The organism is Variovorax palleresanus (assembly GCF_051144945.1).
In the GTDB taxonomy this organism is placed as follows: Bacteria; Pseudomonadota; Gammaproteobacteria; order Burkholderiales; family Burkholderiaceae_C; genus Variovorax; species Variovorax paradoxus_S.
In genome coordinates, this window is the sequence record NZ_JBJNVP010000002.1 from 3919657 (window position 1) to 3933580 (window position 13924).

The 13924-nt window shown below is 68.6% G+C and carries 12 protein-coding genes; 6 read left to right on the forward strand and 6 right to left on the reverse strand.

The window, feature by feature from the left end; all coding sequences use genetic code 11:
* Positions 1–78 precede the first annotated feature (78 nt).
* Entirely contained in the window at positions 79–969 is an 891-nt protein-coding gene (locus ACJ7Z0_RS22235; protein WP_431123929.1) for a LysR family transcriptional regulator, read from the forward strand.
* 23 nt (positions 970–992) lie between these two features.
* On the opposite strand, the gene ACJ7Z0_RS22240 is transcribed toward ACJ7Z0_RS22235, so the two are convergent.
* From ACJ7Z0_RS22240 to ACJ7Z0_RS22250, 3 genes are read right to left on the reverse strand one after another with little or no spacing between them, the layout of a single operon-like run.
* The gene (locus ACJ7Z0_RS22240) at positions 993–2354 is read right to left on the reverse strand and encodes an MmgE/PrpD family protein (RefSeq protein WP_434791561.1); all 1362 of its coding nucleotides are present in this window, start codon (positions 2352–2354) and stop codon (positions 993–995) included.
* 9 nt (positions 2355–2363) lie between these two features.
* Positions 2364–3527, reverse strand: coding sequence for an acyl-CoA dehydrogenase family protein (locus ACJ7Z0_RS22245; protein ID WP_434791562.1), 1164 nt, complete (start codon positions 3525–3527; stop codon positions 2364–2366).
* A 6-nt stretch (positions 3528–3533) separates the two neighbouring features.
* Positions 3534–4319 (reverse strand): citryl-CoA lyase, encoded by a 786-nt coding sequence (locus ACJ7Z0_RS22250; RefSeq protein ID WP_434791563.1) that lies wholly within the window; start codon positions 4317–4319, stop codon positions 3534–3536.
* Positions 4320–4425: 106 nt separating this feature from the next.
* On the opposite strand from ACJ7Z0_RS22250, the gene ACJ7Z0_RS22255 reads away from it, so the two are divergent.
* The 5 genes from ACJ7Z0_RS22255 to ACJ7Z0_RS22275 all read left to right on the forward strand — a co-directional run bounded on the left by ACJ7Z0_RS22255 (position 4426) and on the right by ACJ7Z0_RS22275 (position 10508).
* Positions 4426–6753, forward strand: a complete 2328-nt coding sequence (locus ACJ7Z0_RS22255) for an acyl-CoA dehydrogenase family protein (RefSeq protein ID WP_434791564.1) — start codon at positions 4426–4428, stop codon at positions 6751–6753.
* 44 nt (positions 6754–6797) lie between these two features.
* Entirely contained in the window at positions 6798–7799 is a 1002-nt protein-coding gene (locus ACJ7Z0_RS22260; RefSeq protein ID WP_434791565.1) for a Bug family tripartite tricarboxylate transporter substrate binding protein, read from the forward strand.
* Positions 7800–7802: 3 nt separating this feature from the next.
* Positions 7803–9299 carry a class I adenylate-forming enzyme family protein gene (locus tag ACJ7Z0_RS22265; RefSeq protein ID WP_434791566.1) on the forward strand — a complete coding sequence of 499 codons (1497 nt, stop codon included), beginning with the start codon at positions 7803–7805 and terminating at the stop codon, positions 9297–9299.
* Positions 9300–9412: 113 nt separating this feature from the next.
* The gene (locus tag ACJ7Z0_RS22270) at positions 9413–9592 is read left to right on the forward strand and encodes a DUF3606 domain-containing protein (protein WP_431123909.1); all 180 of its coding nucleotides are present in this window, start codon (positions 9413–9415) and stop codon (positions 9590–9592) included.
* Between the two features lie 238 nt (positions 9593–9830).
* Entirely contained in the window at positions 9831–10508 is a 678-nt protein-coding gene (locus ACJ7Z0_RS22275) for a hypothetical protein (RefSeq protein ID WP_434791567.1), read from the forward strand.
* Here ACJ7Z0_RS22275 and ACJ7Z0_RS22280 read toward each other — a convergent pair.
* The 3 genes from ACJ7Z0_RS22280 to ACJ7Z0_RS22290 all read right to left on the reverse strand — a co-directional run bounded on the left by ACJ7Z0_RS22280 (position 10454) and on the right by ACJ7Z0_RS22290 (position 13802).
* The gene (locus ACJ7Z0_RS22280) at positions 10454–11746 is read right to left on the reverse strand and encodes a DNA topoisomerase IB (RefSeq protein WP_434791568.1); all 1293 of its coding nucleotides are present in this window, start codon (positions 11744–11746) and stop codon (positions 10454–10456) included. The two genes, ACJ7Z0_RS22275 and ACJ7Z0_RS22280, sit on opposite strands and share 55 nt — an antisense overlap.
* Before the next feature lie 108 nt (positions 11747–11854).
* The gene (locus ACJ7Z0_RS22285; RefSeq protein WP_434791569.1) at positions 11855–12544 is read right to left on the reverse strand and encodes a TIGR02117 family protein; all 690 of its coding nucleotides are present in this window, start codon (positions 12542–12544) and stop codon (positions 11855–11857) included.
* Positions 12545–12551: 7 nt separating this feature from the next.
* Positions 12552–13802, reverse strand: a complete 1251-nt coding sequence (locus ACJ7Z0_RS22290) for a Y-family DNA polymerase (protein ID WP_434791570.1) — start codon at positions 13800–13802, stop codon at positions 12552–12554.
* Positions 13803–13924 lie beyond the last annotated feature (122 nt).

Here is a 13924-nt window from a genome sequence, read left to right on the forward strand (position 1 = left end):
GTCAAACCCTGAGAAGGGCGCAGACAACGCCATTCGCCGGACAATGCACGCTCCCTTTCTTTCTGGCGCGCTCGTCCGGTGAACCTGCACTTCGATCTGTTCGACCTGAAACTGTTCGTCTACGTGGCGGAGGCGCGCAGCCTCACGCGCGGCGCCGAAAAAGCCTGCATCTCGCTCGCGGCCGCCTCCACGCGCATCAAGCAGATGGAAGAAGCCGTGGGCGGCAAGCTGCTGCACCGCAGCGCACAGGGCGTGAGCCTCACGGCCGCGGGCCAGGCGGTGCTCTACCACGCCAAGCGCGTGATGCAGCAGATGGAGCACCTGCGCTGCGACATGCAGGACTTCGGCAAGGGCATCAAGGGCCATGTGCGCGTGTTCGCCAACACCACCTCGATCACCGAATACCTGCCGCAAAAGCTGGCCGGCTTTCTCACCCAGCATCCGGCCGTGCAGGTGGATTTGCGTGAATACCTGAGCGAAGAAATCGTGCGCGCGGTGGCCGACGGCGAGGCCGACATCGGCATCCTGGCCGGCGACGTTCACACCGGAGAATTCGATGCGCGCCCCTTCGGCCGCAACCAGCTCGTGCTGGTGGTGCCCGTCACCCACCACCTTGCGGGCGCACCCTCGGTGGCCTTTGCCGACACGCTCGACGAGCAGCACGTGGGCCTGCACCACGGCAGCGCGATTCACCGCTTCTTGCAGCGCCGTGCCGAGCTGGCCGGCCGCGGCTTCAATCCGCGCATCCAGGTCAGCAGCTTCGAGGCGATCTGCCTGATGATCGAGGCGGGCGTGGGCGTCGGCGTGCTGCCGGCCTCATCCGCGCAGCGGCTGTCGATGGCGATGCGGATCTCGACCGTCGCCCTCAGCGATGCATGGGCCGAGCGCGAACTCAAGCTCATTGCGCGCGACCGCGAACAGCTGCCCGCCTCGGCGCGCGAGCTGTTCGATCATCTCGTCGCGCCTTAGCCGGCGCTTGTGCCGTGCTGCCCTCAGGGCAGCCAGCGTTCCACGCGCGGTGCGTCGGCCAGCTGCCAGATGCGCCGGCACAAGGCCTTGGCCTCGTCGGCCGTGGCGCCTTCGCCGTAGTGCGCCAGGCGCTGCATCTTGTCCTCGAGCTCTGCGCGGCTCAGGCTGTTGCCCGGGTCGCCCTTGGGCTCGTCCACGCGGCCTTGCAGCGTGCGGCCGTCACGGGTCTGCACGCTGACCTTGCCGATCCAGCGCGCGGGGTAGGCGGTGTCGACCTCGGCATCGAGTTCCATCGCCACCCTGTCGCGGAAAGCGGCCACCTCGGGCGCGAGAAAGTCGCGGTCGAATTCGCCCAGGCCCGCGCGGCCGTGAACTGCGATGAGCCCCAGCACCGTGCCCATCGAGAACTTGCCCTGGTGCACGGTGGCCGGCACCGCGACACGGCCGAGCACGTCGATGGCACCTTGATGCACATGCGTGGTCACGTGCGCCACGTCATCGTGCTTCAGGTTGTTCTGCGCCATCACCTGCAGCAGCGCGTCGGCCGCCGGATGCGTGTGGCGGCACGAGGCGTGGTACTTGAACGAGGTTTCTGCCAGCGCCCAGCGCGTGCCGAGGCCGTCGGTAAGCTTCGCGGGATCGGCATCGCTCGACATGCCCACGCCGAGGCCCTGCGCACCTTCGAGCACCTTGGCCGCACCGGTGAAACCATCCTGCGCAAGATAGGCCGACATCAGTCCGCTCGCGGCCGCATGCGCGCAGTGCAGCTGCTTGGAATCAGCCGCATCGCGCAAGAACTCCCACACGCCGGCCGACTGCGTACCGGCCGAGCCGAAGGCGTGCAGCATCTGCTGCGGCGTGAGCTTGAGAAGGCTGCCCACGGCAGCCGCGGCGGCCAGCGTGCCCGCCGTCGCGGTGGTGTGAAAGGTCCTGTAGTGAGAGCGGCCCAGGAACTCGCCGACGCGAATGCCGACCTCGTAGCCTGCGACCACGGCGGTCAGCAACTGCGCACCGCTTGCACCCAGGCTCTGCGCCACGGCCAGCGCGGGCGCGATGACCACGGCCGCGGGGTGGAACACCGAGCCGTTGTGCACATCGTCTTGTTCCACGTAGTGCGAAGCCGCCGCGTTGACCAGCGCGGCGAACACCGGCGAGCTGGTGCGGCGCGAAGTGAGTATTTCGCTCGGCCCTTCGGCGGGCCCCATCATCTGCGCGAAACGCTCGATGCTGCGCACCGGCCGCGCCGTGCGCGCCGCGAGCACAGAGCCCAGCCAGTCGAGCATCAGGTCTTCGGCGCGGCGCAGCACCGGGGCGGGAATGTTCGCGAACTTCAGCTCGGCAGCGAAAGTGGCCAGGGTTTGGCTGGGATGATTCGATGAAGTCATGAGAGGCCTTCAGAACGAACGTGGCAAGCCGAGCATGTGTTCGGCGACGTAGCTGAGGATCAAGTTCGTCGAGATCGGCGCCACCTGGTAGAGCCGCGTCTCGCGGAACTTGCGTTCGATGTCGTATTCGCACGCAAAGCCGAAGCCGCCATGGAACTGCAGGCAGGCATTGGCCGCCTCCCAGCTGGCCTTGGCCGCGAGGTATTTCGCCATGTTGGCCTGCGCGCCGCAAGGCTCGCGCGCATCGAACAGTCTGCAGGCTTCGTAGCGCATGAGGTTCGCGGCCTCGATCTCGATGAAGGCCTCGGCGATCGGAAACTGCACGCCCTGGTTCTGCCCGATGGGCCGGCCGAACACCACGCGCTCCTTGGTGTAGGCCGTTACCTTGTCGATGAACCAGTAGCCGTCGCCGATGCACTCGGCCGCGATCAGCGTGCGCTCGGCGTTGAGTCCGTCGAGGATGTACTTGAAGCCCTGGCCTTCCTCGCCGATCAGGTTCTCCGCCGGGATCTCGAGGTTTTCGAAGAAGAGCTCGTTGGTCTCATGGTTCACCATGTTCAGGATGGGCCGCACCGTCATGCCGTTGCCAATGGCTTCGCGCAGGTCGACGATGAAGATCGACATGCCCTCGGACTTCTTCTTCACGTCCGCGAGCGGCGTGGTGCGCGCCAGCAGGATCATCAGGTCCGAATGCTGGATGCGCGAGATCCACACCTTCTGCCCGTTGACGACGTAGCGGTCGCCCTTCTTCACGGCCGTGGTCTTGATCTTGGTGGTGTCGGTGCCGGTGCTGGGTTCGGTCACCCCCATCGACTGCAGCCGCAGCTCGCCGGTGGCAATGCGCGGCAGGTAGTTGCGCTTCTGCGCCTCGCTGCCATGGCGCAGCAGCGTGCCCATGTTGTACATCTGGCCGTGGCAGGCACCGGAGTTGCCACCCGAGCGGTTGATCTCTTCCATGATCACCGAGGCTTCAGTGAGCCCGAGACCGGAGCCACCGTATTCCTGCGGAATGAGCGCGGCCATCCAGCCGGCCTGGGTGAGCGCATCGACGAACTCGGCGGGATAGCCGCGCGCCTCGTCGATCTTGCGGAAGTATTCGTTCGGGAATTGCGCGCACAGGTCGCGCACGGCGTCGCGAATGTCGGCAAAGCGGGTGTCGTTGTGGCTGTTCATGGGTGCTCAATCCTGGCGCGGGCCGCCGGCTTCCTTTTCTACACGTTGCCAGATCTCGATCGCCATCGGGTCGTCGATCTCCTCGAGGATGTGGCCCACGAGCCCGATGGCGCGCGCCATCACGCCGAAGCCGCGAATGATCTTCCACGGAAAGCCGAACTCGGCGGCAATGGCGCCGATGGCGCCGGTCGCGTTGATGGGCAGCGACTTGCCCGAGACGCGCTCGGCCTCCTGCTGCACCGCCTGCATCAGCGCCACGTAGTGGCCCGAGAGGCCGTTCTCCTCGGCAATCTGGAACAGGCGCGGCGTGCGCGGATCGATGGGCTTGTGCAGCGGATGCCCGAGGCCCGGCACGATCTGCTTGCGCGCGCGATGGTCGCCGACGATCTCCTGCGCCATCTCGGCGAGCGGCCGCGTCGGTTTCTCGCCGAAGGGAATGGCCTCGTAGAGCATCTTCGCCGCGCCCTCGGTGCTGCCCACGAACACCGTGCCCAGCCCGCACAGGCCAGCTGCCACGGCGGCCTGCAAGGCTTCGGGCGCACCCGCATAGGTGAGGCGTGCGGCCAGCGCGCTCGGCGTCACGCCATGCTCGACCAGCGTGACGACGATGGCGTTGAAGGTGACGGATTCCTGCGGCGTCGGGATGCGGCCGGTCAGCTCCAGGAAGGCCATGTCGCCGAGGTTCAGGTGGCCGAGGATCTCGGAGGGCAGGTCGCGCCCGCGCACGGTGATCTTGTCGGGCGTGCTGTGGCCGAGTTCGGTGTGCAGGGATTTCTTGATCTTTGTAGGCATGCGCCGAATCTATGCCGCTCTCGCGCGAGGTGGGTCTGTGATTGCGAAACCCTCCCTTCGGCAAATGCAAATGCCGCGCGGCGGGGTGTTCTGTCACGCTGCGGCGATGGATATCGAATCACTCTCAGCCATGCGCGACGCCGCGCTCGACTACTTCGTGCGCAGCCGTTCGATCCAGCGGCGGCGCGAGCGCATGGAGCGGCCCGATGCCGACGAGGCGCAGGGCTGGAGCGCCATCGCCGAACTGGGGTGGACCGGCATGCTGGCACCTGAGTCCGCGGGCGGGCTGGGCCTGGAGCTGGCGGGCGCCGCGCAAATCCTCCGCGCCGCGGGCGAGCACGTCGCGCCCGAGCCGCTGTTGGCGGTGGCCGGCCTGAGCGCGCTGTTGCTCGCGCGGCTCGGCACACCGGGCGCGCACGCGCTGCTGGTGGAACTCGTCGCGGGCCGCAGCCTGCCGGCACTGGCCTGGCAGGAGAGCGCGGGCGACCTGAGCGCGGTGCCTCTGGCCTGCGGCTGCGAGCCGCGCGCGGGGCACGCCGGCGGCGTGCTGCTGCAGGGCGAAAAGCTCATGGTGCTGCCCGGCGCGGCGGCCAGTGGCTGGCTGGTGTCGGCGCGCGGCAGCGACGATGCGGTGTTGCTGTGGGTGCCGCGCGGCACAGAGGGCGTGAGCGAAACGCTGGTGCCGCTGGTGGACGGCAGCCAGGCCGCGAACCTGCGCTTCGAGCAGGTGGCGCTGCCGGCGGAATCGGTGCTGGCCGAAGGCCCGGCCGCGCAGGACGCGCTGCGCCATGCGCTCGCGGCGGGCCAGATCCTGCAGGCGGCAGAGCTGCTGGGCGTGGGGCAAGCCATGCTCGCGCAGACGCTGGCCTACCTGCGCACCCGTTCGCAGTTCGGCAAACCCATCGGCAGCTTTCAGGCGCTGCAGCACCGCTGCGTGGACATGTTCATTCATCTCGAAGTGGCGCAGGCCGCGCTCGACGAGGTGCTGGCACTGGCGGGCCAGGCGCTCTCCGCCGAGCGGCTCGAAGCCGAAGCCAGCCGCGTCAATGCGCGCTGCACCGCTGCGGCGCTGCAGGCCTCGCGCACGGCGGTGCAGTTGCATGGCGCCATCGGCTATACGCAGGAGTGCGACCTGAGCCTGTACTACAAGCGCACGCTGTGCCTTGCAGCGTGGCTCGGCAATGTCGCCGCGCACCAGCGTCGCCATGCCGCGCTGGCCGATGGCGCGGAAGCGCGGCCGGCCACCGCCGTATGGGAGGGCGAGTTCCCACGCAGCGCCGACTGGGCCGCGATGCCCGAAGCCGAGTTCCGGCGCATGGTGCGCGCCTTTCTGCAGCAGCGCTATCCGCAGCAGCTGCGCTACCTCTCGCACCGCGCGCGCTGGAGCGAGATCCGCGAGTGGTATCTCACGCTGTCGGGGCAGGGCTGGATCGCGCCGGCCTGGCCTCAGGCGCATGGCGGCATGGGGCTGCCGGCCGACAAGCTCATTGCATGGATCGAGGAACTCGAGCAGTACGGCGTCGCGCGCGCTCCGGACCAGGGCATCGTGATGATCGGGCCGCTCTTGATCCAGCACGGCACGCCCGAACAGCAGCAACGCTTTCTGCCGCGCATCGTGAGTGGCGAGCATGTGTGGTGCCAGGGTTATTCGGAGCCCAACGCGGGCTCCGACCTGGCCGGGTTGCGCACGGAGGCCGTGGCCGGGCGCGATGCAGAGGGCGATCACTTCATCGTCAACGGCCAGAAGATCTGGACCACGCTCGCGCAGGATGCCAACCACATCTTCATGCTCGTGCGCACCGACAAGGCCGCGCGCAAGCAGGAGGGCATCAGTTTCCTGCTGTGCGACCTGCGCACATCGGGCATCACGGTGCGGCCCATCCACACGCTCGCGGGCGAGCCCCAGTTCTGCGAGGTGTTCTTCGACAACGTGCGCGTGCCGGCCGAGAACCTCGTGGGCAAGCTGCACGGCGGCTGGACCATTGCCAAGGCCTTGCTGGGCTTCGAGCGCATCTTTCTCGGCAGTCCCAAGCAGTCGCAGTACGCGCTGGGCCAGCTCGCGCGGCTGGCAGAGGCGAGGCGTCTCTTTGCCGACCCCGTGTTCGCGCAGCGCTTTGCGGCGTTGCGGCTCGACGTGCTCGACCTGTCGGCGGCGTACACGGGCTTTGCCGACATCGTGCGCGCGGGCAAGCCGCTGCCGGCTTCGGTTTCGCTGCTGAAGATCTGGGCCAGCGAAACCTACCACCGCATTGGCGCACTGCTGGTCGAGGCGGGCGAAGAGCAGGGGGCCGTAGCCGGCGACCAGGTGCTGGACGGGCAGAGCTTCAACGTGCTGTCCCCGTTGATCGGCTCGACGGCCGCAATGATCTACGGCGGCACCAACGAGATACAGCGCAACATCCTCGCGCGGCAGGTTCTGGACTTGCCGGCCTGAGCGATGCGAGCCGCTGAAGAAATACACAACAGGAGACAACGCTCATGCAATCGATCGACTTCACACGCCGTCATGCCATGGCCGCGCTGGCAGGCAGCGCACTGGTGGCCGCAATGCCGTCGCGCACCCTGGCACAGCAGCAGCAGCAACAACAGCAGCTGCCGCCGCTCATCAAGCTCGTGGTCGGCTACTCCGCGGGCGGCCCGGTGGACGGCGCCGCACGGCTGCTCGCGCCGGCGCTGGGCCAGGAGCTCGGCACGCAGGTCATCGTGGACAACCGCCCCGGCGCCAGCGGTTCGGTGGGCGGCGATGCAGTCGCCAAGGCCGCGCCCGACGGCGCGCTGCTTTTCTTCGGCGCGAGCCCGACGATCACCATCAATCCGAACGTCCAGCGCAAGATGCCCTTCGACCCGATGAAAGACCTGGTGCCCATCGCCCCGCTGGTCGACTACACCAACGTGCTGGTGGTCAACAAGGACCTGCCCGTGCACAGCGTGGCCGAGCTGCTGGCCTATGCGAAGGCGCGGCCGGGCAAGGTGTTCTATGGCTCGGCCGGCATCGGTGCATCGAACCACCTGAGCGGCGCACTGCTCGAGAAGATGACCGGCGTGCAGCTGACGCACGTGCCGTACAAGGGCAGCGCACCTGCGCTGGCCGATGTGATGGGCGGCACCGTGACCATGATGTTCGACATCATCGCCACCTCGCGGCCGTTCATCCAGTCGGGCAAGCTGCGCGCACTGGCCGTCACCTCGCGCCAGCGCAACCGCATGCTGCCCGAGGTGCCGACGATGATCGAGTCGGGTGTGGCCGGCTACGACGTGGGCGGCTGGTTCGGCCTCTATGGCCCTGCGCGCCTGGATCCGGCGCTGGTCGCCCGCATCAACGCGGCCGCGCACAAGGCGTTGGCGCGCGAGGACATTGCCAATCGCCTGCGCGAACAGGGCTACGAGGTCTGGAGCGGCAGTGCGGACCTGCTCGCGGCCAAGGGCCAGGCCGACCGCAAGCTCTGGGCTACCGCGTCCAAGGGCATCGAGGCGGAATAGCCGATGGCAATCACGCGAATCCACGAACTGCTCGAGGCACGCGCTTCGCGCACGCCCGAAGAGGTCTTTCTCTTCGAACCGGCGGGCGGCGTGTCGTATGCCGGGTTGCAGGCCATGGCCGAAGCGGCCACGCAAGACCTGCTGGCCGCCGGCGTGCGGCCGACCGACCGCGTGCTGCTGGTGGCCGAGAACTGCGCCGCGCACATTGCGCTGCTCATGGCGTGCAGCCGCGTCGGTGCGTGGTCGTGCGGCGTCAACGCGCGCATGTCGCCCGGCGAGATCGTGGCCATTGCCGAGCGCGCCGACGCGCGGCTGTGCTACTTCACCACCGCCGCATCGGACGCCGCGCGCCAGCATGCCGGCCGCGCCGGCGCGGTGCCCTCCGCGCTGCCCGGCGTGATGCGCTCGGCCGTGCGCGCCGAGGCCCGGCCCGAAGCCGACCCCGCGCTGGCGGATACGGCCGCCATCATCTTCACGTCAGGCACATCCGGCACGCCGAAGGGCGTGATGGTGTCGCACTGCGGCCTGCTGCATTTCGGCCGCGTATCGGCCGCCGTGCGCTCGCTGACTGAACGCGACCGGGTCTACGCCTTCCTGCCGATGACGCACATCTTCGGCATTGGGACGGTGCTCATGGCCGCGCTCACCGGCGGTGCCGCGCTGGTGCTGCGCGCGAGCTTCTCGCCGGCCGACATGCTGCACGCGCTGGCGCATGAAGAGGTGTCGAACCTGCTGGGGCCGCCCACGATGTATGCGCGCCTCCTGGCCCACGTCGAGGCGGAGCGCATCGTGCCGCGCCTTCCGGCGCTTCGCTATGTGTATACCGGTTCGGCGCCGCTCGACCTGGGGCTCAAGCAGCGCGTGGAGGCACTGTTCGGCCAGCCGCTGCACTATGGCTACGGCCTGTCGGAGTACGCGGGCTCGGTGTTCCTCACGCGCGTGGAGGCACCGCGCGCGGACACGTCGGCGGGCTACGTGGTCGAAGGTGGAGAAGCCCGCATCGTGAGCCCCGGCGGCAAGGATGTCGCGCCGGGCGAAACGGGCGAGATATGGCTGCGTGGACCCGGCCTCATGCTGGGCTACTTCCGCGATGCCGCGGCCACCGCGCTGGTCATGCGCCCGGGCGGCTGGTATGCGAGCGGCGACCTCGGCCGCTTCGATGCGGACGGCGCGCTGTTCGTGGTGGGCAGGCTCAAGGAGATGATCATCCGGTCGGGCTTCAACGTGTATCCCGCGGAGATCGAGACCGTGATCGGCCGCTTCGCAGGCGTGCACCTTTGCGCAGTGGTGGGTGTGCCCGAGGCCGACGGCAACGAGCAGATCGTCGCGTTCATCGAGATGAAGCCCGGCACGGTGCTGGACGAGCCGGCGTTGCGCGCCTACCTGGCGGAGCATCTGTCGCCGTACAAGCGGCCCGCGCGCATAGAGACCGTCCAGGCGTTGCCCACCACGGCCAACGGCAAGGTGCTCAAGCGCGAACTGCAGGCACGCTGTCGTTAGCCCGCGCTGGTTTCGGACATTTCCTGCAAGGAGCCGCGCCGCCGTCCGCCAGTGCCGCGGAGGAAGAGCGCGCATCGTTCGTGCATCGATACAGGAGACACAGGACGCACGCCATGGCAGACGACCCGAACAAGCGCGGCCCCGAGGACCGGACCCGCATCAATGTCAACGAGCCGCACGAGGTGCGCTACTGGACCCAGACGCTGGGCGTGACCGAGGCGCAGCTGCGCTCGGCCGTCGCGGCCGCGGGTGTCGAAGTGAAAGACGTGCGGGTCTATCTCGGCAAGACCTGACCACGATCGCGGTCATTTGCCGCGGATCTGCAGCCTCGAGCGATCCCAGCTTCCGAATACGTAGGTACGCTCCTACACTCGGTCAGGGAGGGGGGGCCGATACTTCTTGCATCCCCGCTTCAGGACGCGAAAAAGTGAACGTGCCGAACGTGCCCATTGCCGACCCCCGACCCACAGGCCCCGGTCGCCTGCAGGCCTGCCCACCCAACGAGGCGAAGCCTTCGTCTCCCGCCGCGCAATGAAGGCCTCGCCCGGAGCCCGCAGCTGGATTGCAGCTGGCGTGCGGCACGAACTGCTCACCCGCGCCTTGCCGGCATTGCGGCACGACATGGCGGCGCCGGTCTCCGTGGTACGCATGGCCCTGCTCATGCTCAAGCGCCAGATGAGCGCGCCGTCCATCGATGTGGCCGCCTGCGAGGAACGCGTCGCGCTCATCGACAACCAGGTGTCCGAATTGGTGGAAGGCATCCGTTCGCTGCGCGACTGGGAGCTGGCCACAGTGGACGACGGCATCACGCGCAGCGCGCTGGTGTCGCAATGCGTGGGCCTGATGCGGGCTGCCTTCGACATGCACGGCGTGGCGCTCGATGTGGACCCCGCGCTCGAACCGCAGGCGCACGAACCTCGACGGCCGCAAGGGGCTGCGCTGCGCTATCTGTTCCTGGGCGGGCTCGGCTATCTGCACGATGGCGCGTCCGACGCCGGTGCAATCCGCATCGAGGCCGACGGTGACGATGCGCTCCGGTTGAGCGCCTTGCCGCGCGAGTCCAGCGGCGTGAGCCCCGTGCTCGACGCGCACCGCGCACCGCGCGCACTGGCCATCGATGCGATCGCGCTGCAAAGCCTGGCCGAAGACCTGGGTTACACCGTGGCGCTCGAGCGCGACAGCGTGCGGTTCCCGCTCGCCACGGCCTGAAGCCTCGGCGCTCCGCTTTGCCTCCCGGGCGGCGCGGCCTTTGCGCTGCGATTTGGGCTGCGCTTGGCGCTGGCCCTCTGCGTCTTGCCAAGTTCACGAAGCTCGCGCGCCTGGGTGTGCCGATGCATCCGCAAGAAGGCGAGCAAGCGCTGTTCCGCGGCGTGGAGTCCGCGCGCCTTGCGTGCCGCGCTGCGGGCCGTCATCTTTCGCAGCACTTCCGACGAGGCGTCTTCGCGGTCGCCCGCGAGCGCGCTGCCCAGCGCCAGCACGGCCGGGTGGACATAGGCCTTCTTGCACACGGCGGGTGTGTTGCCGAGCTGCCTGGCCACCGCGGCCAGGATCTCCTTGGCGCTGTAGCGGTTGCCGTCGGCGGCCACACGGTCCGGCTCGCAGGCCAGCCGCGTGAGTTCCAGCGCCTGTACCGTGCCGTGCCAGGTCCGGAAGTCCTTCGCCGTGAAGCGCTCGCCGGGCGAGGCTTCGGCGATGTAGTCGTTCACGTCGGTGGACGACACGCTGCGCAGCTGCCCGTCTTCTTCTTCCTGGTACTGGAACAACGCCTGGCCGGGCAACTGCTGGCACTGGCGCACCACCTTCGCCACGCGCGGATCGTCGAGCAGGGCCTCGTGCATCACGCCGCTCTTGCCCCGAAAGCGCAGCCGCAGCGCCGCCCCCCGCACGGCCGCGTGCCGGTTGCGCAGCGTGGTCAGGCCGTAGGAGCCGTTGCTGCTCGCGTACTCCTCGTTTCCCACGCGCAGCAGCGTGGTGTCGAGCAGGCGTACCAGCGCCGCCAGCACCTGCTGGCGCCCGGGCGCCGACGTGGCCGCGCCCGCGCCTTCCTGCAGGTCGCGCGCCACGCGGGCACGGATGCGCGGCAGCGCGAGCCCGAAGGCCTCGAGGCGCTCGAACTTGGTCTCGTCCTTGAAGAGCCGCCAGTCGGCGTGGTAGCGGTACTGCTTGCGCCCCCGGGCATCGATGCCGGTGGCCTGGAGGTGGCCGTTGGGCAGCGGGCAGATCCAGACCTGGCTGTAGGCCGGCGGAATCGCCAGCATGCGGATGCGCGAGAGCTCGTCCGCATCGCGCACCCAGCGGCCCTCCGCATCGCGGTAGCGAAAGCGGTCGCCCTGCTTCAGGCGCCGGATGCCCGGCATGTCCGGATTCACGTAGACCAGGCCATTGGCGATCGGCGTCGGCTTCGAAGGCGGTGTGGGCGACGAGAGCGGTGTGGAGCGGGCCGGCATGTGGTTCGGGTGGTGACTGTACCCAGCGCTTGTGCCTGCACCGGCCATTGCTTCCTGTAGGACGCCGCAATCGACGCTGGTGCGATGGAGGCTCTTTGTTCCCGTGCGTCAGGGCCGCACCGGCTGCAGGTGCCACGTCACGTTGAAGTCGAACGGCGTCCAGCGGCTCACCGTGACACCCGCGCGCCGCAGGCCGCGGCCGGTCCAGGTGTTGCAGGTCTCGAAGAGGTGATAGCCGCCTTCGGCTTCATAGAAGGCGTCGTCGTTGCCGTAGTGCGCGCCCGCAATGGGCACCGCGCGGCCCGAGGGCAGCGAGGTGCGCACGTAGTCCACGAGCTGCGTGTACTGCGCCTGCGAGAGCGGCAGTTGGTAGGCGCCGTGCCGCAGCTGCGCGCGGCGCAGGTAGGTCACGTGCAGCAGCGCACGGTTGCCGCCAGACAGCGCACCGAAGGCGCGCGCGGCCGTCAGGTCGGCCCAGGTGGGCGTGTGCAGGTAGAACTCGCGGTCGCCCCAGCCGATGGCGATGAATTCCGCATCGGGCGGCACGGCCTTGAAATGCGCGAACGGAAAGAGCTGCCGCCAGTCGATGGTCGCCGAGCGGATCGGGAACACCAGATCGGTGTGCAGGCCGTTGCTCAGCACCCAGGCCTCCACGGCGGGTGCCTCCGCGGGTGCTTGCGCCGAGGGTTTTGCATTGGCCGGCCAGAACACCATCGCGCAAGCCACGGCCGCATACAGGCATACCGCAACCGTGAACCCCAGCAGCGTGAATGCGAGACGCCGGAGCCAGCGTTTCATCACGGCTTCAGAAGAGCGAGGCCGTGGTCGAAGTCGACTCCACGGACGCGCGGGAGGCCGGGCTGCTGGCGGCCGGTGCCAGCGCCTCCGGGCTTCCCGCCTTCGCGAGCGCGCCCACGCGCACGCCCAGCAGCCGCAGCGGCCGCTCGAGCGGCACGCGCTTCAGGCACAGCCCGCCGATCTGGCGAATCGTCTTGCCGTCGGCGGTGAAGCGGTCGATGGTCTGGTCGCGCGTGGCAATCTTGAAATCGTCATAGCGCAGCTTGATGCCGATGGTCTTGCCCACGTAGCCCTTGCGCTGCAGGTCTTCGGCCAGCTTCTCGCACAGGTGGGTGAAGATGGCGCCAAGCTCGGCGCGGTCGCGCACGGCATGCAGGTCGCGGTCGAAGGTGGTCTCGCGGCTCATCGACACGGGCTCGCTTTCGGTCACCACCGGCCGGTCGTCGCGGCCCCAGGCCACCTCGTGCATCCACGCGCCCGTGGATTTGCCGAAATTCTGGATCAGCCAGTCGCGGTCGCGCGCCGCGAGTTCGCCCACCGTCTCGATGCCGAAGCGCTTGAGCTTCTCGTCGGCCTTGGGCCCGATGCCGTTCACCTTGCGGCAGGGCAGCGGCCAGATGCGGGTCTGCAGGTCGTTCTCGTAGACCACCGAGATGCCGTTGGGCTTGTTGAACTCGCTCGCCATCTTGGCGATGAGCTTGTTGGGCGCCACGCCGATCGAGCAGGTGAGGCCGGTGGCGTCGAAGATCGCTTTTTGAATCAGCCGCGCCAGCGAGCGCCCGCCTTCGCGCTGGCCGCCCGGCACGTCGGTGAAGTCGATGTACACCTCGTCCACGCCGCGGTCTTCCATCAGCGGCGCGATCTCCCTGATCATCTGCTTGAAGGCGCGCGAATACTTGCGGATCTCGTCGAAATCCACCGGCAGGATGATGGCCTGCGGGCAGAGCTTGGCGGCCTTCATGAGCCCCATGGCCGAGCCCACGCCGAACTGCCGCGCCGGGTAGGTGGCGGTGGTGATCACGCCGCGGCCCACGTAGTCTCGTAGGCGCGGAAAGGCGTCGACCGGAATGTCGGCCAGCGTGCCGCCTTCGGGCACATGGCGGATCGCCTCGTCCACGCTGCGCCGCCCGCCGCCGATCACCACCGGCAAGCCCTTGAGCTGCGGATAGCGAAGCAGTTCGACCGACGCGAAGAAGGCGTCCATGTCGAGGTGGGCGATGCGGCGGATCGGAGGCTTGGTCACGGGCTGGGAACTCACGGCTGCGATTGTCTCGCGGCCGGGCTGTGTCCGCCCGCGCGGGGCACGCATGCCAGAATGCGGCGGACCGCGGTTTTTGACCGTCCGATGGCAATTGCGACATGGGAAGGAAGGGGATCTGG